17 protein-coding genes are annotated in these 19,508 nt (G+C 70.9%); 14 read left to right on the forward strand and 3 right to left on the reverse strand.

What is annotated here, in order from left to right; all coding sequences use genetic code 11:
• From AB0F38_RS05060 to AB0F38_RS05095, 8 genes are all read left to right on the forward strand, one after another.
• Positions 1 to 1,059 carry an ABC transporter ATP-binding protein gene (locus AB0F38_RS05060; RefSeq protein WP_361886842.1) on the forward strand — a complete coding sequence of 353 codons (1,059 nt, stop codon included), beginning with the start codon at positions 1 to 3 and terminating at the stop codon, positions 1,057 to 1,059.
• On the forward strand, positions 1,052 to 2,194 hold the full coding sequence (locus tag AB0F38_RS05065) for a dipeptide ABC transporter ATP-binding protein (protein WP_361886845.1): 1,143 nt from the start codon (positions 1,052 to 1,054) through the stop codon (positions 2,192 to 2,194). The genes AB0F38_RS05060 and AB0F38_RS05065 overlap by 8 nt, the downstream gene beginning before the upstream one ends.
• A gap of 158 nt (positions 2,195 to 2,352) precedes the next feature.
• Entirely contained in the window at positions 2,353 to 3,984 is a 1,632-nt protein-coding gene (locus tag AB0F38_RS05070) for an ABC transporter substrate-binding protein (RefSeq protein ID WP_361886848.1), read from the forward strand.
• Positions 3,985 to 4,097: 113 nt separating this feature from the next.
• On the forward strand, positions 4,098 to 5,021 hold the full coding sequence (locus AB0F38_RS05075) for an ABC transporter permease (RefSeq protein WP_361886851.1): 924 nt from the start codon (positions 4,098 to 4,100) through the stop codon (positions 5,019 to 5,021).
• Positions 5,014 to 6,006 carry an ABC transporter permease gene (locus AB0F38_RS05080; protein ID WP_361886854.1) on the forward strand — a complete coding sequence of 331 codons (993 nt, stop codon included), beginning with the start codon at positions 5,014 to 5,016 and terminating at the stop codon, positions 6,004 to 6,006. Before AB0F38_RS05075 ends, AB0F38_RS05080 begins: the two co-directional genes overlap by 8 nt.
• 13 nt (positions 6,007 to 6,019) lie before the next feature.
• Positions 6,020 to 6,997, forward strand: a complete 978-nt coding sequence (locus AB0F38_RS05085) for an ABC transporter ATP-binding protein (RefSeq protein ID WP_361886857.1) — start codon at positions 6,020 to 6,022, stop codon at positions 6,995 to 6,997.
• Complete coding sequence (locus AB0F38_RS05090; RefSeq protein ID WP_361886860.1) at positions 6,987 to 8,222, forward strand: dipeptide ABC transporter ATP-binding protein; 1,236 nt, start codon at positions 6,987 to 6,989, stop codon at positions 8,220 to 8,222. Before AB0F38_RS05085 ends, AB0F38_RS05090 begins: the two co-directional genes overlap by 11 nt.
• A gap of 200 nt (positions 8,223 to 8,422) precedes the next feature.
• Positions 8,423 to 9,463 carry a hypothetical protein gene (locus AB0F38_RS05095; protein ID WP_361886863.1) on the forward strand — a complete coding sequence of 347 codons (1,041 nt, stop codon included), beginning with the start codon at positions 8,423 to 8,425 and terminating at the stop codon, positions 9,461 to 9,463.
• A gap of 6 nt (positions 9,464 to 9,469) precedes the next feature.
• On the opposite strand, the gene AB0F38_RS05100 is transcribed toward AB0F38_RS05095, so the two are convergent.
• Complete coding sequence (locus tag AB0F38_RS05100) at positions 9,470 to 11,596, reverse strand: alpha/beta fold hydrolase (RefSeq protein ID WP_361886865.1); 2,127 nt, start codon at positions 11,594 to 11,596, stop codon at positions 9,470 to 9,472.
• Positions 11,597 to 11,762: 166 nt separating this feature from the next.
• Here AB0F38_RS05100 and AB0F38_RS05105 point away from each other — a divergent pair, with 166 nt between their 5' ends.
• From AB0F38_RS05105 to AB0F38_RS05120, 4 genes are all read left to right on the forward strand, one after another.
• Positions 11,763 to 11,957 (forward strand): hypothetical protein, encoded by a 195-nt coding sequence (locus tag AB0F38_RS05105; RefSeq protein WP_014154257.1) that lies wholly within the window; start codon positions 11,763 to 11,765, stop codon positions 11,955 to 11,957.
• Positions 11,958 to 12,076: 119 nt separating this feature from the next.
• Positions 12,077 to 12,985 carry an N-acetyl-1-D-myo-inositol-2-amino-2-deoxy-alpha-D-glucopyranoside deacetylase gene (mshB, locus tag AB0F38_RS05110; protein ID WP_361886868.1) on the forward strand — a complete coding sequence of 303 codons (909 nt, stop codon included), beginning with the start codon at positions 12,077 to 12,079 and terminating at the stop codon, positions 12,983 to 12,985.
• Entirely contained in the window at positions 12,982 to 13,443 is a 462-nt protein-coding gene (locus AB0F38_RS05115) for a DUF6113 family protein (protein ID WP_361886871.1), read from the forward strand. Before mshB ends, AB0F38_RS05115 begins: the two co-directional genes overlap by 4 nt.
• Positions 13,444 to 13,873: 430 nt before the next feature.
• The gene (locus AB0F38_RS05120; RefSeq protein ID WP_361886874.1) at positions 13,874 to 15,685 is read left to right on the forward strand and encodes a hypothetical protein; all 1,812 of its coding nucleotides are present in this window, start codon (positions 13,874 to 13,876) and stop codon (positions 15,683 to 15,685) included.
• A 185-nt stretch (positions 15,686 to 15,870) separates the two neighbouring features.
• On the opposite strand, the gene AB0F38_RS05125 is transcribed toward AB0F38_RS05120, so the two are convergent.
• On the reverse strand, positions 15,871 to 16,725 hold the full coding sequence (locus tag AB0F38_RS05125) for a transglutaminase-like domain-containing protein (protein WP_361886877.1): 855 nt from the start codon (positions 16,723 to 16,725) through the stop codon (positions 15,871 to 15,873).
• 31 nt (positions 16,726 to 16,756) lie between these two features.
• On the reverse strand, positions 16,757 to 17,773 hold the full coding sequence (locus AB0F38_RS05130; protein ID WP_361886880.1) for a GNAT family N-acetyltransferase: 1,017 nt from the start codon (positions 17,771 to 17,773) through the stop codon (positions 16,757 to 16,759).
• Between the two features lie 117 nt (positions 17,774 to 17,890).
• Between AB0F38_RS05130 and fdxA the strand changes: the two genes are divergently transcribed.
• Both fdxA and dapC read left to right on the forward strand, forming a co-directional pair.
• Positions 17,891 to 18,211: a ferredoxin gene (fdxA, locus tag AB0F38_RS05135; RefSeq protein ID WP_014154250.1), complete on the forward strand. Its 321-nt coding sequence runs from the start codon at positions 17,891 to 17,893 to the stop codon at positions 18,209 to 18,211.
• 137 nt (positions 18,212 to 18,348) lie between these two features.
• Positions 18,349 to 19,452, forward strand: a complete 1,104-nt coding sequence (gene dapC, locus AB0F38_RS05140; protein ID WP_361886884.1) for a succinyldiaminopimelate transaminase — start codon at positions 18,349 to 18,351, stop codon at positions 19,450 to 19,452.
• Positions 19,453 to 19,508: the final 56 nt, after the last annotated feature.

Below are 19,508 nucleotides of genomic sequence, written 5' to 3' on the forward strand. Positions count from 1 at the left end.
ATGACCATCATCGACAAGACGGCGGATGTTCCTGCTCCGCGTGGTTCGAACGACTCGAGCGGTCCGCTGCTCGAAGTCCGTGACCTGCACGTGGAGTTCCACACCCGGGACGGTGTCGCCAAGGCCGTCAACGGGGTCAACTACAGCGTCAGCGCGGGCGAGACCCTCGCCGTGCTCGGCGAGTCCGGCTCCGGCAAGTCCGTGACCGCCCAGGCGATCATGGGCATCCTCGACATGCCCCCGGGCCGCATCCCGAAGGGCGAGATCCTCTTCCGCGGCCAGGACATGCTCAAGATGTCCAACGAGGAGCGCCGGCAGATCCGCGGCCAGAAGATCGCCATGATCTTCCAGGACGCGCTCTCCTCGCTGAACCCGGTGCTCTCCGTGGGCTACCAGCTCGGCGAGATGTTCCGGGTGCACCAGGGGCTCTCCAAGAAGGACGCCAAGGCCAAGGCCATCGCGCTGATGGACCGCGTGCGCATCCCGGCGGCGAAGGAGCGGATCAACGACTATCCGCACCAGTTCTCCGGCGGTATGCGCCAGCGCATCATGATCGCGATGGCGCTCGCCCTGGAGCCCGACCTGATCATCGCGGACGAGCCCACCACGGCGCTCGACGTGACGGTCCAGGCGCAGGTCATGGACCTGCTCGCGGAGCTCCAGCGCGACTTCAACATGGGCCTGATCCTGATCACGCACGACCTCGGTGTCGTCGCCGACGTGGCCGACAAGATCGCCGTGATGTACGCGGGCCGGATCGTCGAGACCGCCCCGGTCCACGAGATCTACAAGCGCCCGGCGCACCCCTACACCAAGGGTCTGCTGGAGTCGATCCCGCGCCTGGACCAGAAGGGCCAGGAGCTCTACGCGATCAAGGGTCTGCCGCCCAACCTGCTGCACGTGCCCTCCGGCTGCGCGTTCAACCCGCGCTGCACGCTGGCGCAGGACATCTGCCGTACGGAGATCCCGGCGCTTCGCCCGGTCACCGAGCAGGACGGTACCGAGCTGGTCGGCCGCGGCAGCGCCTGCCACTTCTGGAAGGAGACGATCCATGGCTGACCTCGAGAAGGAGTCCGTGGACGCCACCCCGAACGTCACCGAAGTGGCGACGGTCAACGCGAGCACCGAGACCGAGGCCGTCGCGGCCATCGAGGCGCCGGTCCCGCAGGGGGAGCCGATCCTCCAGGTGCGCAACCTGGTCAAGCACTTCCCGCTGACCCAGGGCATCCTGTTCAAGAAGCAGGTCGGCGCGGTCAAGGCCGTGGACGGGATCTCGTTCGATCTCTACCAGGGCGAGACGCTCGGCATCGTGGGGGAGTCCGGCTGTGGCAAGTCCACGGTCGCCAAGCTCCTGATGACGCTGGAGCGGGCCACCGCCGGTGAGGTCTTCTACAAGGGCCAGGACATCACCAAGCTGTCCGGGCGTGCGCTGAAGGCCGTGCGCCGCAACATCCAGATGGTGTTCCAGGACCCGTACACCTCGCTGAACCCGCGCATGACGGTCGGCGACATCATCGGGGAGACCTTCGAGATCCACCCCGAGGTGGCCCCGAAGGGTGAGCGGCGCCGCAAGGTCCAGGACCTCCTGGACGTCGTGGGTCTGAACCCGGAGTACATCAACCGGTATCCGCACCAGTTCTCCGGCGGTCAGCGCCAGCGCATCGGCATCGCCCGCGGCCTCGCGCTCAACCCGGAGATCATCATCTGCGACGAGCCGGTCTCCGCGCTCGACGTGTCCGTGCAGGCCCAGGTCATCAACCTGATGGAGAAGCTCCAGGACGAGTTCAACCTCTCCTACCTCTTCATCGCGCACGACCTGTCGATCGTCCGGCACATCTCCGACCGGGTCGGCGTCATGTACCTCGGCAAGATGGCCGAGATCGGTACGGACACGCAGATCTACGACCACCCGACGCACCCCTACACCCAGGCGCTGCTGTCGGCGGTCCCGGTCCCCGACCCGGACGCCCGTGACGGACGCGAGCGGATCATCCTCTCCGGCGACGTCCCGTCGCCGGCCAACCCGCCGTCGGGCTGCCGCTTCCGGACGCGGTGCTGGAAGGCCCAGGACAAGTGCGCCACCGAGGTGCCGCTGCTGGCGATCCCCGAGCGCTTCAAGGCCTCGGACACGCCGGCCGCGCACGAGTCGGCCTGCCACTTCGCCGAGGAGAAGGACGTCGTGCACGCGGTCTAGGACCGCCACACCGCCCGACGAGGACGCCCGGCCCCATCGAGGGGCCGGGCGTCCTCGTGCGTTCCGGCCGCCCCGTACGGCGGACATGAACATGCGACGAAGTGTCATATGAGGTGATATGAGGCATTGAGCTACTCAAGAACCCAAGGAGGCACTCCATGCGCGGAGCCACACAGGCCAGGTGGGCCGCATGCGCCGTGGCCGTCGCTCTGACCGCGACGGCCTGCGGCGGCGGGGACAGCGGCGGCGACAGTGGTGGCGCCGACGGGATCGTGAGCTCCTCCTGGGGCGACCCGCAGAACCCGCTGGAGCCCGCGAACACCAATGAGGTGCAGGGCGGCAAGGTGCTGGACATGGTCTTCCGCGGGCTCGTGCGCTACGACCCCAAGACCGGTGAGGCCAAGAACGAGATCGCCGAGAAGATCGAATCGGAGGACTCGCAGAACTTCACCATCACCATCAAGGACAACTGGACCTTCAGCAACGGCGAGAAGGTCACCGCGAAATCGTTCGTGGACGCCTGGAACTACGGCGCGGCGCTGAAGAACAACCAGAAGAACGCGTATTTCTTCGCCTACATCGACGGCTACGACAAGGCCCACCCCGAAACGGGCAAGGCCACCGCGGACACCCTCTCGGGCCTGAAGGTGGTCAACGCCACGACCTTCACGGTGAAGCTGTCGCAGAAGTTCTCGCTCTGGCCCGACACCCTCGGCTACGCGGCCTTCGTGCCGCTGCCCGAGACCTTCTACTCGGACCACGACGCGTGGCTCGCCAAGCCGGTCGGAAACGGCCCGTACACGATCGACGCGTACGCCAAGGGCTCCTCGATGAACCTGCGCAGGTGGGACGACTACCCCGGCGCGGACAAGGCACAGAACGGCGGCATCGACCTCAAGGTCTACACCGACAACAACACCGCCTACACCGACCTGACCGCCGGCAACCTCGACCTGGTCGACGACGTGCCCGCCTCCCAGCTCAAGAACGTCGAGGGCGACCTGGGCGACCGGTACATCAACACCCCCGCCGGCATCATCCAGACGCTTGCCTTCCCGTTCTTCGTGAAGGCATGGGACACCCCTGACGCGGTCAAGGTCCGCCAAGGGCTGTCGATGGCGATCAACCGCGAGCAGATCACCGATCAGATCTTCCAGAAGACCCGTACCCCCGCCTCCGACTGGACCTCCCCGGTCCTCGGTGCGGAGGGCGGCTTCAAGGAGGGCCTCTGCGGCTCCTCGTGCGAGTACGACAAGGCGCAGGCCAAGAAGCTGATCGACGAGGGCGGCGGCATTCCCGGCGGCCAGCTCAAGATCTCGTACAACGCGGACACCGGCTCCCACAAGGAGTGGGTCGACGCCGTCTGCAACAGCATCAACAGCGTCATGGGCGACAACAACGCCTGCGTCGGAAGCCCGGTCGGCACCTTCGCCGACTTCCGCAACCAGGTCTCCACGCAGAAGCTGACCGGCGCCTGGCGTGCGGGATGGCAGATGGACTACCCGCTGATCCAGAACTTCCTGCAGCCGCTGTACTACACCAACGCCCCTTCCAACGACGGCAAGTGGAGCAACAAGGAGTTCGACGCCCTGGTGAACGAGGCCAACGCCGAAACGGACAAGGCCAAAGCCGTCAGCACCTTCCAGGACGCGGAGAAGGTCCTCGCCGCGCAGATGCCGGTCATCCCGCTCTGGTACCAGAACGGCAGTGCCGGGTTCTCGGACCGGGTCGAGAACGTCGCGTTGAACGTGTTCAGCGTCCCCGTGTACGACCAGATCAAGGTCAAGTGACCCACTGAGGCCGGGTGGCAGGTGCGACGTACCCGCACCGGCCACCCGGCTTTCCGGTCCCCGGACGGGGACCCACGCCGTTCGCCCGTTCGCCCCGACCCCCGGAGCCCTTCATGGGACGTTATGTGATCCGGCGGCTGCTGCAGATGATCCCCGTCTTCTTCGGCACCACGCTGCTGATCTTCCTCATGGTGAACGTGATGGGTGACCCCATCGCGGGCCTCTGCGGCGACCGCCAGTGCGACCCCGCGACCGCCGCCCAGCTGCGTGCCGAATTCGGCCTCGACAAGCCCGTCTGGCAGCAGTACCTGACCTACATGGGCAACGTCTTCACCGGCGACTTCGGCACCGCGTTCAACGGGCAGGAGGTCACCGAGCTGATGGCCACCGCCTTCCCCATCACCATCAGGCTCACCATCATCGCGATCGTGTTCGAGATCGTCATCGGCATCACGCTCGGCGTCCTCACCGGCCTGCGCCGCGGCCGGCCCGTCGACACCACCGTGCTCATCCTGACCCTGGTCGTGATCTCCGTACCGACGTTCGTCACCGGCCTGCTCCTCCAGCTCCTCCTCGGCGTGGAGTGGGGCGTCATCAAGCCGTCCGTCTCACCGGAGGCGCCGGTCGACGAGCTCATCGTCCCCGGACTCGTGCTGGCCTCCGTGTCACTGGCCTACGTCACCCGGCTCACCCGGACCTCGATCGCCGAGAACGCCCGCGCCGACTACGTCCGTACCGCCGTGGCCAAAGGGCTTCCCAGGCGCCGGGTGGTCGTACGCCACCTGCTGCGCAACTCCCTCATCCCCGTCATCACCTTCATCGGTACGGACGTGGGCGCCCTGATGGGCGGGGCGATCGTCACCGAGCGCATCTTCAACATCCACGGCGTCGGCTACCAGCTCTACCAGGGCATCCTGCGGCAGAACTCCCAGACCGTCGTCGGGTTCGTCACGGTCCTGGTCCTCGTCTTCCTGGCGGCGAACCTGATCGTCGACCTCCTGTACGCCGTACTCGACCCGAGGATCCGCTATGCCTGAGCAGCAGCCGTGGGACGAAGCGACCGGAGGCGGGGCGATCTCGGGGGCGGGGGCGGGCGGTGCCATGGACCTCGCCGTGGACGAGGGCACCACCCTGGAGAAGACACCCGGCGGCCCGGAGGGCACCGGGCCCGCCGGCAAGCCGCGCAGCCTGTGGTCCGACGCCTGGCGCGACCTGCGCGGCAACCCGGTCTTCATCATCTCCGGGCTGATCATCCTCTTCCTCGTGGTCATCTCGATCTGGCCGTCGCTGATCACGGACCTGGATCCGCTCGACTGCGACCTGGCCAAAGCCCAGGAGGGCTCCCAGCCCGGCCATCCCTTCGGCTTCGACGGACAGGGCTGCGACGTCTACACCCGTACCGTCTACGGGGCGCGGACCTCGGTCACCGTCGGCGTCTGCTCCACGCTCGGCGTCTCCCTGCTCGGCGGCGTGCTGGGCGGCCTCGCCGGCTTCTTCGGGGGCAGGTGGGACGCCGTGCTCTCCCGCATCACGGACGTCTTCTTCGGCATCCCGGTGGTCCTCGGCGGCCTGGTCTTCCTGTCCGTGGTCACCAGCTCCACCGTCTGGCCGGTGATCGGCTTCATCGTGCTTCTCGGCTGGCCCCAGATCGCCCGCATCGCCCGGGGCTCCGTCATCACCGTCAAACAGAACGACTACGTCCAGGCGGCCCGGGCGCTCGGCGCCTCCAACACCCGGATGATGCTGCGGCACATCACGCCGAACGCCGTCGCCCCCGTGATCGTCGTCGCGACCATCGCCCTCGGTACGTACATCTCGCTGGAAGCGACCCTCTCGTACCTCGGCGTCGGTCTGAAACCGCCGGCGGTCTCCTGGGGCATCGACATCTCCGCCGCCTCCCAGTACGTCCGCAACGCACCGCACATGCTGCTCTGGCCCGCCGGGGCGCTGGCGGTCACGGTGCTCGCCTTCATCATGCTCGGCGACGCGGTGCGCGACGCCCTCGATCCCAAACTGCGCTGAGGAGCCCGCTGCCATGTTGCTCGAAGTGCGCGATCTGCATGTGGAGTTCCACACCCGGGACGGGGTGGCCAAGGCCGTCAACGGGGTCGACTACTCGGTCGCCGAGGGGGAGACGCTCGCCGTCCTCGGAGAGTCCGGCTCGGGCAAGTCGGTCACCGCCCAGGCGATCATGGGCATCCTCGACATGCCGCCCGGGAAGATCAGCGGGGGCGAGATCCTCTTCAAGGACCGCGACCTGCTCACGCTCAGGACCGAGGAACGGCGCAGGATCCGCGGCCAGGAGATGGCCATGATCTTCCAGGACGCGCTGTCCTCGCTGAACCCGGTGCTGAGCGTGGGGCAGCAACTGGGCGAGATGTTCGTCGTGCACCGGGGGATGTCCCGCAAGGACGCCAGGACCCGGTCCATCGAGCTGATGGACCGGGTGCGCATCCCGGCAGCCAAGGAGCGGGTCGGGAACTTCCCGCACCAGTTCTCCGGCGGTATGCGCCAGCGCATCATGATCGCCATGGCGATGGCGCTGGAGCCGTCGCTGATCATCGCCGACGAACCGACCACCGCCCTCGACGTGACGGTCCAGGCCCAGGTGATGGAGCTGCTCGCGGAGCTGCAGCGCGAGCTCAACATGGGTCTGATCCTGATCACGCACGACCTCGGCGTGGTGGCCGACGTGGCCGACAGGATCGCCGTGATGTACGCGGGCCGGATCGTCGAGACCTCACCCGTCCACGACATCTACCGGGCCCCCGCCCACCCGTACACCAAGGGACTCCTCCGCTCGATCCCGCGCCTGGACCAGAAGGGCCAGGACCTCTACGCGATCAAGGGCCTGCCGCCCAACCTGCTGCACATCCCGCCCGGCTGCGCCTTCCACCCCCGCTGCCCGATGGCCCAGGCCGTGTGCCGTACGGACGTGCCGCCGCTGTACACCGTGGACGAGAACCGCCGGAGCGCCTGCCACTTCTGGAAGGAGACGCTCGATGCCCACTGAGGACCCGAGCCGTCAGGACGTCACCACCGGGGGCTCCACCCTCGTCTCCGAGGCGCGCGGGAGCGGCCCCGCGCGCCCGTACGCGGAGGGCGACCCGATCCTGGAGGTGCGCGGCCTGGTCAAGCACTACCCGCTGACCCGGGGCATCCTCTTCAAGAAGCAGATCGGCGCGGTCAAGGCCGTCGACGGCGTCGACTTCGACCTCGCGGCGGGCGAGACGCTCGGCATCGTGGGGGAGTCCGGCTGCGGCAAATCGACCGTCGCGAAGATGCTGGTGCACCTTGAGCCGCCGACCGGGGGCGCGATCCGCTACAAGGGCGAGGACGTCACCAAGCTGTCCGGGCGCGCGCTGAAGGCCGTGCGCCGCAACATCCAGATGGTGTTCCAGGACCCGTACACCTCGCTGAACCCGCGCATGACGGTCGGTGACATCATCGGGGAGCCGTACGAGATCCACCCCGAGGTGGCGCCGAAGGGGAGCCGCCGCCAGAGGGTGCAGGACCTGCTCGACGTCGTCGGCCTGAACCCGGAGTACATCAACCGGTACCCGCACCAGTTCTCCGGCGGTCAGCGCCAGCGCATCGGCATCGCCCGCGGCCTCGCGCTCAATCCCGAGATCATCGTGGCGGACGAACCGGTCTCCGCGCTCGACGTGTCGGTGCAGGCGCAGGTGGTCAACCTGCTGGACCGGCTGCAGGCCGAATTCAGCCTGAGCTTCCTGTTCATCGCGCACGACCTGTCGATCGTCCGGCACATCTCCGACCGGGTCGGCGTGATGTACCTCGGCCGGATCGTCGAGATCGGCACGGACGAGGAGATCTACGACCATCCCACGCACCCGTACACCCAGGCACTCCTGTCCGCCGTCCCGGTGCCGGACCCGACGGCCCGTGAGTACCGCGAGCGGATCATCCTGCACGGCGACGTGCCGTCCCCCGCCGCGGTCCCGTCCGGCTGCCGCTTCCGCACCCGCTGCTGGAAGGCGCAGGAGCGGTGCGAGCTGGAGGTGCCGCTCCTGGCCGTACCCGCGGTCTTCCGGGACACGGACACCCCTGCCAGGCACGACTCGGCGTGTCACTTCGCCGAGGAGAAGCGGGTGGTGCCGCCCGAGGGACTGCTGGAGACCTCCGAGCCGCAGGACGTGCCGCGGTCGCCGGACGCTCCGCCTCCCCAGGACACCCCACCGTCCCCACAGAAGAGCGATTCGGGGGAGAAAGAGGGATGAAAGAGCATCACCCTCGTTAACGCGCAGGCAACTTGACCGTCGTCGCTCCGATATACGAACGCGCCACCATGATGAGCGTACGGCCGTGCGGGTGCCGTGAACCGGCCGGGGCGTCCATCACGTCGCCCCGGCCGGTTTCCCGTTGCCCTGGGCCCCAGGGCCTCTTGTCCATCGGCACCGGGCGGTGGAGTATCGCTCGGGTGATACTCACACGGGGAGCCGGAATCACCGGAGCGGTGCTGTGCGCCGTGCTCGGGGCCGTTGTCGCGGGCTGGATCGTGCGCGACGTCCGGGCGGTCGGCGAGCCGCTGGAGCTGCTGCGCTTCTGGGCCGGCTACAGCGACGCGCGGCCGGACGCGCTGCCCGCGACCTCGCAGGGCGACCCCGTGCTGCTCGCCGTCTACGTCCTCACGTTCTTCGCCGCGCTGCGTTCCCCGGTCGCCGCGTCGTCGCTGGTGGCCGCCGGGGTGGTCACGCTCGTCCTCCGGCTGCCCGGCCTCTGGACGATCAGCGCCTCCTGGCGGGACGGCCAGTACACCGACGAGCTGCGCACCCGCGCACTGATCGGCGCCTTCGTGACCCTGGCCGCCGCACTCGCGCTGATCATCACCGGCGGGGCGGGGCGCAGACAGCCCGTGGGCCCCCACGAACCGCGGCCCACCCGGCCCGGCCGGGGTGCCGCGGTCGTCGCCTTCCTGGTGCTCGGCGCCTCGGGGGCCGTCCTGATCGCCTGGGAGATCCGCCAGTTCGTCACGCTCCCCGCCGTCTTCTACCCCGACTGGTTCACCGGCGGGGGAGCCGTCCGGTCGGGGCTGACCGATCCGCCGCCGGGCTGGAGCAGCGTGGCGGTCGCGGTGCTGTGCCTGGTGGTGGCGTTCACCGCGCTCTTCCACGCCGTCCACGCCCGGCCGTTCGGCGTGATCGCGGCCGGATTCGTGCTGGTCTCGGGGGGCCTCGGAATCGCCCGTGCCGTCCACCACCACATGCTCGAGGACTTCGGCGGCCCGGAGGCCGAGTACCAGCTCCTCGTGCTCAGCTCGTTCTTCCTGGCCTTCGCCGGGGCGGCCGGGCTCCTCGCGCTGTCCCGCAACGGCGTGGAGGACGACGACGGGCAGGGCCAGGGGTACGGCTACCCGCAGACCGGCGGTCACGGCCACCCGCCGGCCCCCACGCCCGGGTACGGGTACCCGCCCGGGCGGTCCGGCCCGCCGCCGCCCTCCTCCCCGCCGCCGGGCTGGTGACGGCGCCTACGCCCGCGGCAGCCCCAGCGAGCGCCTGAGGAAGTCCACCTGGAGCAGCAGCAGATTCTCCGCGACCTGCTCCTGCGGGGTCATGTGCGTCACCCCGCTCAGCGGCAGCACCTCGTGCGGCCGCCCCGCCGACAGCAGTGCCGACGACAGCCGCAGCGCGTGGGCGACGACCACGTTGTCGTCGGCGAGGCCGTGGACGATCATCATGGGCCGCACCTCGTCGGCCGGCTGGGACAACCCCTCGTCCGTCACCAGGGCGTTGTACGCGTACACCTCGGGCTGCGCCGCGGGGTCGCCGAGATAGCGCTCCGTGTAGTGGGTGTCGTACAGCCGCCAGTCGGCCACCGGGGCGCCCACGACGGCCGCGTGGAAGACATCGGGGCGCCGCAGCACCGCGAGCGCCGAGAGGTAGCCGCCGTACGACCAGCCGCGCATCGCCACCTTCGTGAGATCCAGCGGGAAGCGCTCGGCCAGTGCGTGCAGGGCGTCCACCTGGTCGTCGAGGGTCAGGGCGAAATCGTCCCTGATCGCCTTCTCCCAGCCGGGGGAACGCCCGGGCGCGCCCCGGCCGTCCGCGACGACCACGGCGAACCCCTGGTCGGCGAACCACTGGGAGGTCAGATGCGGATTGTGGGCGGCGACGACCCGGCGGCCGTGCGGGCCACCGTACGGATCCATCAGGACCGGAAGCGGACCATCTGATTCCATATAGCCCGCGGGGAGCAGCACGGCGCACGGAATTCTCCGTGCGCCCCCCTCGGTCAGCCGCACCCGTGCCGTCAGGACCGGTTCCTGGGCGAGGTTCGCGACGGTGGCGATCCGCTTGCCGTCCCGCAGCACCCGCGCGACCGTTCCGGGATGCTCCAAGGTGGCCGAGACCAGCACGCTCACGCTGCCCGCGCGTACCGCGGAGTGCACGCCCGCGCCTTCGGAGACCCGCTCCACGCCCAGCTCGTTGACCCGGTACACATGGCTCTCACCGGTCTCCGGGTCCGTCGCCTTCTCGCCCGCCGTGGCGGACACCAGGATGTCCGACTCCCCGATGTCCAGGACCGACTGGATGTGCAACTGGGCGCCGGTCAGAGGCCGGTCGCCGACCGAGAGCACCCGTGCGCCGCCCTCGTCGGCGATCCGCACCAGCCGCCCGTCCGGCGCCCACGCGGGCACTCCGGCGAAAAGATCGAGCCAGGTCTCGTCCTCGTCGACATGCACCGTGCGGGTCGCGCCGCTCTCCGTGTCGACGGCGAGATGCAGCTGGCTGCGCTGGTCGCGGGCCTGCACCAGAATCAGCGGGGCGCCGTGCGAGGACCAGTGCACCCGGGCCAGATACGGGAAGCGGGTCCGGTCCCAGACGACCTCGGTACGGCCGCCGTCCAGGTCCGTCACGAAGAGCCGCACCTCGGCGTTGGCCGTTCCCGCGGCCGGGTAGCCCACCTCGGCGGGGCGGCTGCCCGGGTGGGCGGGATCGGCGATCCACCACCGCTGTACGGCGCTGTCGTCGACGCGGGCGACCAGCAGGCGGTCCGACTCGGGCGACCACCAGAAACCGCGGTAGCGGCTCATCTCCTCCGCCGCGACGAACTCGGCCAGACCGTACGAGGTGTGCGGGTCCTCCGGCTCGGCGACCGGGCGGTCCCCGTCGCCCTCCGCCCCCACGACCCGCAGGGCGCCCCGTGTGACGTAGGCGACGTGCCGCCCGTCGGGGGAGGGGCGCGGGTCGATCACCGGGCCCGGCACGGGCAGGGCCCGCGCGGTGCCGGCCATCAACTCGGCCACGTACGCCTTGCCGGACAGCGCGAACGCGGCGAACTCCACGGCGTCGTCCACCGCGTAGCCCACGATGCCGGCCGAACCGTCCCGGACCCGCTCGCGCCGGGCCCGCTCCTGCGGCGACAGTTTCTCCGCCGAACCGCCCAGCAGGGTCTCGGGATCGGCGGCCACCCGCTCCTCACCGGTCCGTGTGTCCAGCACCCGTAGCCGGTTCGTCCGGTCCGTGCCGGAGTCCGACCGGAGGAAGACCACCCGCGTCCCATCCGGTGAGACGACGAAGGCACGGGGTGCGCCGAGAGTGAACCGCTGGGTCCGGGCGTGCTGGCGCGGGAAAGACAGCTTCTGCGAGGTCATGGCACTGAACCTAGCCTTCGGACCCCGGTGCGTGCGCCCCTCGTGCTGCTGTGCCCCGATCAATGCGTTGGCACGGATAGTTATGATCCGTAGCGCTCGGTGGGTATGAACCTGCTGGCTCCATGTGTGCTGCCCGTCCCGACCGTACTGATGGAGGTGAACCGCCGTGGCACTCTCGATTTCGGCGGTGGTGCTGCTGGCGATCGTCGTCTTCCTGCTGATCCGGAAATCCGGACTGAAGGGCGGACACGCGGTGGTCTGCATGTTGCTCGGGTTCTATCTCGCGAGCTCGTCGATCGCCCCGACCATCTCGGAGGTGACGTCGAACGTGGCAGGCATGATCGGGGGCATCAAGTTCTGACCCGCGGGCCGGGCGCCCGGGCACGCGCGGGGCGCACCAGGACGCGCTCGGGGTGCCCGGACGCCGCCCCTTCCGTGGGGCGGTCGGTCCGCGCGGTGCGCGGCTCGTAGGCTGGTCCCATGAAGGACCTTCCCGCCCGCCGTCTGCTGCTGGTGCACGCGCACCCCGACGACGAGTCGATCAACAACGGCGCCACCATGGCCAGGTACGCGGCCGAGGGCGCCCACGTCACCCTGGTGACGTGCACACTCGGCGAAGAGGGCGAGGTCATCCCACCGGACCTGGCGCACCTCGCCGCGGACCGGGACGACACCCTGGGCGCCCATCGCGTCGGCGAACTCGCCGCCGCGATGCGGGAGCTCGGGGTCACCGACCACCGCTTCCTGGGCGGCCCCGGCCGGTACCGCGACTCCGGGATGATGGGCACCGGGCAGAACCACCGGCCCGGTGCCTTCTGGGACGCCGACCTGGACGAGGCGGCCGGCCACCTCGTCGAGGTGATCCGGTCGGTGCGCCCCCAGGTCCTGGTCACGTACGACCCCGACGGCGGCTACGGTCACCCCGACCACATCCAGGCGCACCGCGTCGCGATGCGTGCGGCCGTGCTGGCCGCCGATCCCGCGTACGGCGACGGCTCGGGTGACCCGCACGCGGTCGCGAAGATCTACTGGAACCGGGTGCCCCGCTCCGTGATCGAACGGGCCTTCGACCGCCTGCGGGACACGGCCAGGGACGTCTTTCCGGGCATCGCCGCCGTCGACGACGTGCCCGGTGTCGTGGACGACGCCCGGATCACCGCGGAGATCGACGGTTCGGCGTACGCGGCGGCGAAGACCGCCGCGATGCGGGCGCACGCCACCCAGATCGCCGTGGACGGCTCGTTCTTCGCTCTTTCGAACGACCTGGGGCAGCCCGTTCTCACCACGGAGTACTACGAATTGGCGCAGGGGTCCGCGGGCGGGGACGGCGGACGCCGGGAGCACGACCTCTTCGCGGGCGTACCGGACGCACCGGGAGCACAGGCGTGAGCGGCAGGCAGAGACAGCGGGCCTCGTCGCGGGCCCCGCGCACCAACGCCCCTCCCAGGAGCCCGTCACCCACCGGTCCCGCCGCGCCGCCGAACGCCCGTCGTATCGCCGGGCACATCGGCCTCGCCGTGCTGGGAGCGGCCGTCGGGATCGCGGGCACGCTGGTCCAAGGGGCCCTGTTCCCGGGCGGGTTGCTGCTCGCGCTCGCCGCGTCGGCCGGGCTGTTCCTCGGGGGCCGGGTGCTCACCGGGACCCAGCTGGGCGCGCTCGCACCGGCGTTGGGCTGGTTCATCGCCGTCATCGTGCTGCTCGGCGGGCGGCCCGAGGGTGATTACGTCTTCGGCGACGAGATCGGTCTCACCCTCTTCATGCTCGGAGGGATGATCGTCGCTGTGATGTGTGCCACCATGTCGCGGCTGTCTTATCCGGCCATGGACCGCGGCCGACCGGGCACATGATGTGCTATGTCCGCTCCCGGATTGCCCTCCTGGGGAGGGATGGGTGCATCCTTGTTCCCCGCGGGCGCGCAGAGTCGCGCGGCGGCGGCAAGTATGGTGGTGCGCGCGCCGAGCCGTCCCCTGGCCTGCGGCATGGGGGAAGTACGGGCGGCGGAGCCAATCGGGAGAACCTGCTTTGAGTCGTGAAACTGACAGTTCGTCCTCCGGGCCCCAGGGGCGCGGCGGAGCCGCGTACCCATCGGGTACGCCGCCGTACGGATCACGCCAGTATCCGTCGCCGCACCCGTCTCAGGACGGGCAGGAGGGGACTCCGGAGCCTGCGGGTCCGCCTCAGCCCGAGGAGCCCAGAACCGAGACGACGCTGACGACGCGCATCCGGATCAACATCCCGGGTTCGCGTCCGATCCCGCCTGTCGTCATGCGTACGCCGATGAGTGACACCGACGCACCCGGCGGCCGTCCGGACGCCGAACGCACCGGAAGTACCCCGAGGCCCGGCGCGCCCGCGCCGTCCTCCGGCCGAGCGCCCGGTGCCGGTGAGCGCGGCGGATCCCGTCCGGACGCGCGGGACGGCGGCCCGGCGGCCGAGGCCTCCGGCGACAGGCCGGCCAGGGAGAAGAGCGGCAGCGACTGGTTCGCGCCGCGCAAGAGCCCGCCGGCCGGTGCCGCGGGTGCGGCCACCCCTTCCGGTCCGCCCGCCACGGGCGGTGGTCCGGGCGGCGGTCCGGGCCCCGCGCCGGCACCGCCCCGCGCGGACCTGCCGTACTTCGCCGACGGCCCGCAGCAGTCCGGCGACCGGAGCGCCCTCGACGAGTTCGGGGCGGACGGTCCCGGAGGTCCGCGCAGCACGCCGAACCTCGGCGTCCGTACGCCCGGCCCTTCCGGGCCCACCACGGGCCCGGTCCCCGGGAGTTCGCCCCTGACGCCGGACCTCGACGGCCTGGGCGGTCCCTCCGCACCCGGTGGGCCGTCGTCCGGCCCCCGGCCCGGCGGTCCCGCGGGCCCCCTGGGCGTACCGCCGCGGCTGTCCGACGACACGGCGATCCTGACGCCGCAGTCCGGGGCCCCCGCACCGGGCCCCGGCGGCAATGTCTCCGGCGACACCCTCACCAGCGGCATCCCCGTCATCCCGCCGGAGTCCCGCTCGCCGTTCCCCGGCGGCCCCGGTGCCCCCGGCGGCCCGCGCGCCGACCTGGGGGCGGGCCCGCTCGACGGCCCGATGGGCAGCGGACCGGCGGGCCCGGCGTCCGCCCCCGCCACGCGGTCGGCGCCGAAGCCCGCACCGCCCGCCAAGAAGGGCCGCTCCAAGCTGGTCCTCCTGAGCGCCGGTGTCTTCGTGCTGCTCGGCATCGCCTACGGCGCCGGACTCCTGATGAACCACTCCGAGGTCCCCAAGGGCACCACCGTCCTCGGCGTCGACATCGGCGGCGGCACGAAGGAGGAGGCCGTCGGCAAGCTGGAGGCCGCCCTCGGCAAGCGCGCCCAGGCACCCCTGCGGCTGTCCGTGGACGGCAAGGAGGAGAAGCTCTCCCCGGACAAGGCCGGTCTGACCCTGGACAGCCAGGAGACCGTCCGCGGTGCCGCGGGCAGCGACTACAACCCGGTCTCCGTGATCGGCTCCCTGTTCGGCGGGGCCCGCCCCGCCGACCCGGTGATCCCGGTCGACGAGGAGAAGCTCGGCGTCGCCCTGACCGACCTGGCGGGCATCTCCGGATCCGCCGACGACGGCACGATCAGGTTCGAGCCCGACAAGGCGGTGCCCGTGCCCGGCAAGACCGGCAAGGCGCTGGACGTCAACCGGTCGATCATCTCCGTACGCGACGCCTACCGTGCGCAGGTCCAGACGGGCGAGCCGGCCGTGGTCGAACTGCCCGTCGCCGAGACCGAGCCCACCATCGACCAGGCCGAACTGGACCGGGCGATGAAGGAGTTCGCCGAGCCGGCGATGTCCGGGCTGATCACGATCAAGGCCGGGCCCAAGGAGATCGACTTCGGCCCGGCGAGGTCACTGCCGCAGATCCTGTCCATGAAGCCGGTCGACGGCAGGCTGGTCGAGGTCTATGACAAGAAGGCGATCGACACCCTGCTCGACGGCGTCTTCGACGGCATCATGATCACCAAGGGCGACGGCACGCAGCACCAGGTCAGCGCCGATGACGTCGCCCACGCGATGCAGACCGCGCTGCTCGGCAAGACCCCCGCCGAGCGGACCGTCGCGATCGACCTGGGCGGCGAGGGCTGACCGGCCGCTCCGTGACCGTACGACCGCCCCCGTCCGGACCTCGGACGGGGGCGGCGGCGTCGTGCCCCGCACGCGGCGGTCACTGCGGGAGGTCATGAGCGACCCGAACCGCCCCGCAGGGCCCGATCGCTCCGGTGCAAGGGCTGGTTGGCACGCGCACGGTCGATGACCGGGCTGCCCCGCTCTCAGTTGAGCAGCGCCCGGGCGGCCCGGGCGCGGTGGCGGATGGCCTCGGCCGCCGTCGGCTCGATGCCGTCGACGACCTCCGCGTACTCCTCCATCTCCGCCGCGCCGCGCAGGAACTCCCCGCGCTGGACGAGGAGCTGGGCCCGCTCGTAGCGGAGCCTGGCCGGGTGCGAGGGGAGCAGCAGCGAGAGTTCGAGCGCCCACAGCGCCACGTCCGTGCGCTCGGGCCGGGCCGCCGCCCAGGCCCTGATGTTGTTCAGGATCCGCAGCACCGTCTCCAGCGGTCTGGCGGGCACCGTCATGGACGGCTCCAGTCGTGCCCCGGTCGCCGTCACCACCATCAGCTCCGCTTCCTCGCCGCTCAGCGGGGAACCCCCGGCGAACGGGTCGGCCAGCACCCGCTCCGCCGGATCGCCGAAGCCGACCACGTAGTGACCGGGCAGGGCCAGCCCGTACACGGGGGCGCCCGCCCGCCGTGCGACCTCGATCCACACCACGGAGAGCAGGATCGGCAGCCCCCGGCGGCGCCGGAGCACCTGCTGGAGCAGGGAGGCGTCCAGTCGTTGGTAGTCGGCGGAGGAACCCGCGAAACCGCAGCGTTCACCGAGCAGTTCCGCGAGCGCGGAAGCCCAGGCGCGGCCGCTGCGGGTCCCGTACGGGAGAAGTCCGGCCAGCCGGTCGAGCTCGATCTCCGCCGCGTCGATCCCGTACGGGTCGGCGGCCGGGCCGGGCGCGGCCTCCCCCGCCTCCGCGCCCACCAGCAGGCAGAGGAGCGCGAGATCCGGCCGCTCGGCGCGCGCCTCGTCGGCGAACCGCCGCCGGCGTTCGGCCGTGCCGGAATCTGGAACGCTCATCTGCGACACATACCCTCTGCTGCTGTTCCCGCTACGCGGAGCGGAAGTGGTGGTACCGGTGGTGAGTGGCGAAGCCCATGCCGTCGTACAGCGCACGTGCTCCTTCATTGTCCGCCTCCACCTGGAGCCAGGCAGCCGACGCGCCCTCGTCCAGGGCCTTGCGGGCCAGCGCCGTCATCACGGCCGTGGCGAGGCCGCGGCGCCGGTACCCGGGGCCCACCTCGACGGCCATGAACCCCGCCCAGCGGCCGTCCACCACGCAGCGCCCGATCGCGGCGGGCACCCCGCCGCCCGCGTCCTCGCCGCCGGCGTCGCCGGGCACGGAGGCGAACCAGACCGACGGGCCGCTGCCCAGCACCCGCAGCACATGGGGGCCCGGTGTGTCGAAGCGCTGGTAGCGGGAGAGCCAGGCCTCGTCCGTCGCACGGGCCAGGCGCACCGCCGGGACGTCCGCGTCCAGGTCACCGACCGGGGCCAGCGCCGCGATCCGCATCTCGGCCGACACCTCGCGCCGCCACCCGTGCTCCTCCAGGTCCGCGCAGAGCCGCTCCTGCGTGCCCTCGGCGCCGGTGCCGGTCTGCACGTACGCGGGCAGGCCCCGCTCCCCGTACCACTGCTGGACGCGCTCCAGGGCCGCGCCGAGCGGCAGCCCCGGATCGCCGAGCGGGAGTGCGGAGTTGGCGCGGCGGGTGAACCCCCCGGCGGCGCGCAGCCGCCACTCGCCCAACGGCTCGCTCTCCACCGGCTGCCAGGCCCGCGCGGCGACCCGGGTGAGTTCCTCGAAGGAGGCAGAGGGGCCGCGGCGGCGGGGCGGGGCGGGGGGTACGACCTTGCCCGCCACCAACGAGGATTCCGCGATGCGGACGCCGTCCCCGCTCTTCGGCGTGATCGACAGCACGCCGTCGTCCCACGATGTGAGAACCCCTACCGTGTCGGTGAACTTCGCCCCCTCGCCAGGGGCATCGGCGACGCGCCGCACCGATACGCGTTTACCCACGTCAGCGGGTGTCATGCGAACCTCGAGTCGTCCGCCGATGGTGAATTCCACAGCTCTGTGTGCCCCTCCTGTTCGGATCGTGCCCCGGAACGGAGATACTAGGTGCGGGCATCGACGACGCCGCGCTCCCGCGCGAGAGCCAACGCCCTACCGAGGAGGAACGACAGCGTGACCTACGTCATCGCGCAGCCTTGTGTCGACGTGAAGGACAAGGCCTGCATCGAAGAGTGCCCCGTCGACTGTATCTACGAGGGCTCCCGGTCCTTGTACATCCATCCGGACGAGTGCGTCGACTGCGGAGCCTGTGAGCCGGTCTGTCCGGTCGAGGCCATCTTCTACGAGGACGACACCCCGGAGGAGTGGAAGGACTACTACAAGGCCAACGTCGAGTTCTTCGACGATCTCGGTTCGCCGGGCGGCGCCTCCAAGCTGGGTCTCATCGAGCGCGACCACGCGTTCATCGCCGCGCTTCCGCCGCAGAACCAGTAGCAGCGGCTCCGCGAGCGCCGCCCGGTCCCGTACGGCTCGTCACCGTGCGGGACCGAGGTGTTTCCCGGCAGTCACGTCCACGTACGTGAAAGCCCCGTACGCCGTACGCGAAAGCCCGTACGAGAAAGCAGAGTTCCGTGTCCGCAGCAGCCCCCGTCTCCTCCCGCCTCCCGGTCTTCCCCTGGGACAAGCTCGCGCCCTACACGTCGACGGCCGCTGCCCACCCGGACGGCATCGTGGACCTGTCGGTCGGGACGCCCGTCGACCCGGTGCCCGAGCTGATCCAGCGGGCACTGATCGCCGCCGCCGACAGCCCCGGCTATCCGACGGTGTGGGGGACCGTGGCCCTGCGCGACGCCCTGACCGGCTGGGTGGAGCGCAGGCTCGGCGCGGTCGGCGTGGCCCACGAGAACGTCCTGCCGGTCGTCGGCTCCAAGGAGCTGGTGGCCTGGCTGCCGACCCAGCTGGGCCTCGGCGCGGGCGACCGGGTGGCCTACCCGCGGCTCGCCTACCCGACGTACGAGGTCGGCGCGCGGCTCTGCGGTGCCGAACCCGTCGTCTACGACGACCCGACCGAGCTGGACCCGGAGGGCCTGAAGCTGCTCTGGCTCAACTCCCCGTCCAACCCGACGGGCCGCGTCCTGCCGAAGGAGGAGCTGGCCCGGATCGTCGCCTGGGCGCGCGAGCACGAGGTGCTGGTCTTCAGTGACGAGTGCTACCTGGAGCTGGGCTGGGAGGCCGAACCCGTCTCCGTGCTGCACGCGGACGTCTGCGGTGGCGCGTACGAGGGCGTCGTCGCCGTCCACTCGCTCTCCAAGCGTTCCAACCTCGCCGGCTACCGCGCGGCCTTCGTCGCGGGCGACGCGGCCGTGCTGGGCGAACTGCTCCTGATCCGCAAGCACGGCGGGATGATGACGCCGGCCCCGGTCCAGGCGGCGACGGTCGCGGCGCTGGGCGACGACGCACACGTGGCGGAGCAGCGGGCGCGCTACGAGCGGCGGCGAAGGGTGCTGCGGGCGGCGCTGGAGGCCCACGGCTTCCGGATCGAGCACAGCGAGGCGAGCCTGTACCTGTGGGCCACGCGCGAGGAGCCGTGCTGGGAGACCGTGGCGTACCTGGCGGAGCTCGGCATCCTCGTGGCGCCGGGCGACTTCTACGGACCTGCCGGTGCGCACTTCGTACGGGTCGCGCTGACGGCGACGGACGAGCGGGTGGACGCGGCGGTCGAGCGGCTGTCCTAGCCAGGCCCGGTGGCGATGCGCCGAGGGGCCTCGGGAGTGCGCACTCCCGAGGCCCC

The organism is Streptomyces sp. NPDC025273 (assembly GCF_040638585.1).
In the GTDB taxonomy this organism is placed as follows: Bacteria; Actinomycetota; Actinomycetes; order Streptomycetales; family Streptomycetaceae; genus Streptomyces; species Streptomyces cinereorectus.

What these genes read in the sequence shown, in the direction of transcription:
- AB0F38_RS05100 (WP_361886865.1), bottom strand. Translation starts at nt 11,596, where the DNA reads ATGACCTCGCAGAAGCTGTCTTTCCCGCGCCAGCACGCCCGGACCCAG.
- mshB (WP_361886868.1), top strand. Translation starts at nt 12,077, where the DNA reads ATGAAGGACCTTCCCGCCCGCCGTCTGCTGCTGGTGCACGCGCACCCC.
- AB0F38_RS05075 (WP_361886851.1), top strand. Translation starts at nt 4,098, where the DNA reads ATGGGACGTTATGTGATCCGGCGGCTGCTGCAGATGATCCCCGTCTTC.
- AB0F38_RS05080 (WP_361886854.1), top strand. Translation starts at nt 5,014, where the DNA reads ATGCCTGAGCAGCAGCCGTGGGACGAAGCGACCGGAGGCGGGGCGATC.
- AB0F38_RS05090 (WP_361886860.1), top strand. Translation starts at nt 6,987, where the DNA reads ATGCCCACTGAGGACCCGAGCCGTCAGGACGTCACCACCGGGGGCTCC.
- AB0F38_RS05060 (WP_361886842.1), top strand. Translation starts at nt 1, where the DNA reads ATGACCATCATCGACAAGACGGCGGATGTTCCTGCTCCGCGTGGTTCG.
- AB0F38_RS05065 (WP_361886845.1), top strand. Translation starts at nt 1,052, where the DNA reads ATGGCTGACCTCGAGAAGGAGTCCGTGGACGCCACCCCGAACGTCACC.
- AB0F38_RS05070 (WP_361886848.1), top strand. Translation starts at nt 2,353, where the DNA reads ATGCGCGGAGCCACACAGGCCAGGTGGGCCGCATGCGCCGTGGCCGTC.
- AB0F38_RS05125 (WP_361886877.1), bottom strand. Translation starts at nt 16,725, where the DNA reads ATGAGCGTTCCAGATTCCGGCACGGCCGAACGCCGGCGGCGGTTCGCC.
- AB0F38_RS05120 (WP_361886874.1), top strand. Translation starts at nt 13,874, where the DNA reads ATGAGTGACACCGACGCACCCGGCGGCCGTCCGGACGCCGAACGCACC.
- AB0F38_RS05085 (WP_361886857.1), top strand. Translation starts at nt 6,020, where the DNA reads ATGTTGCTCGAAGTGCGCGATCTGCATGTGGAGTTCCACACCCGGGAC.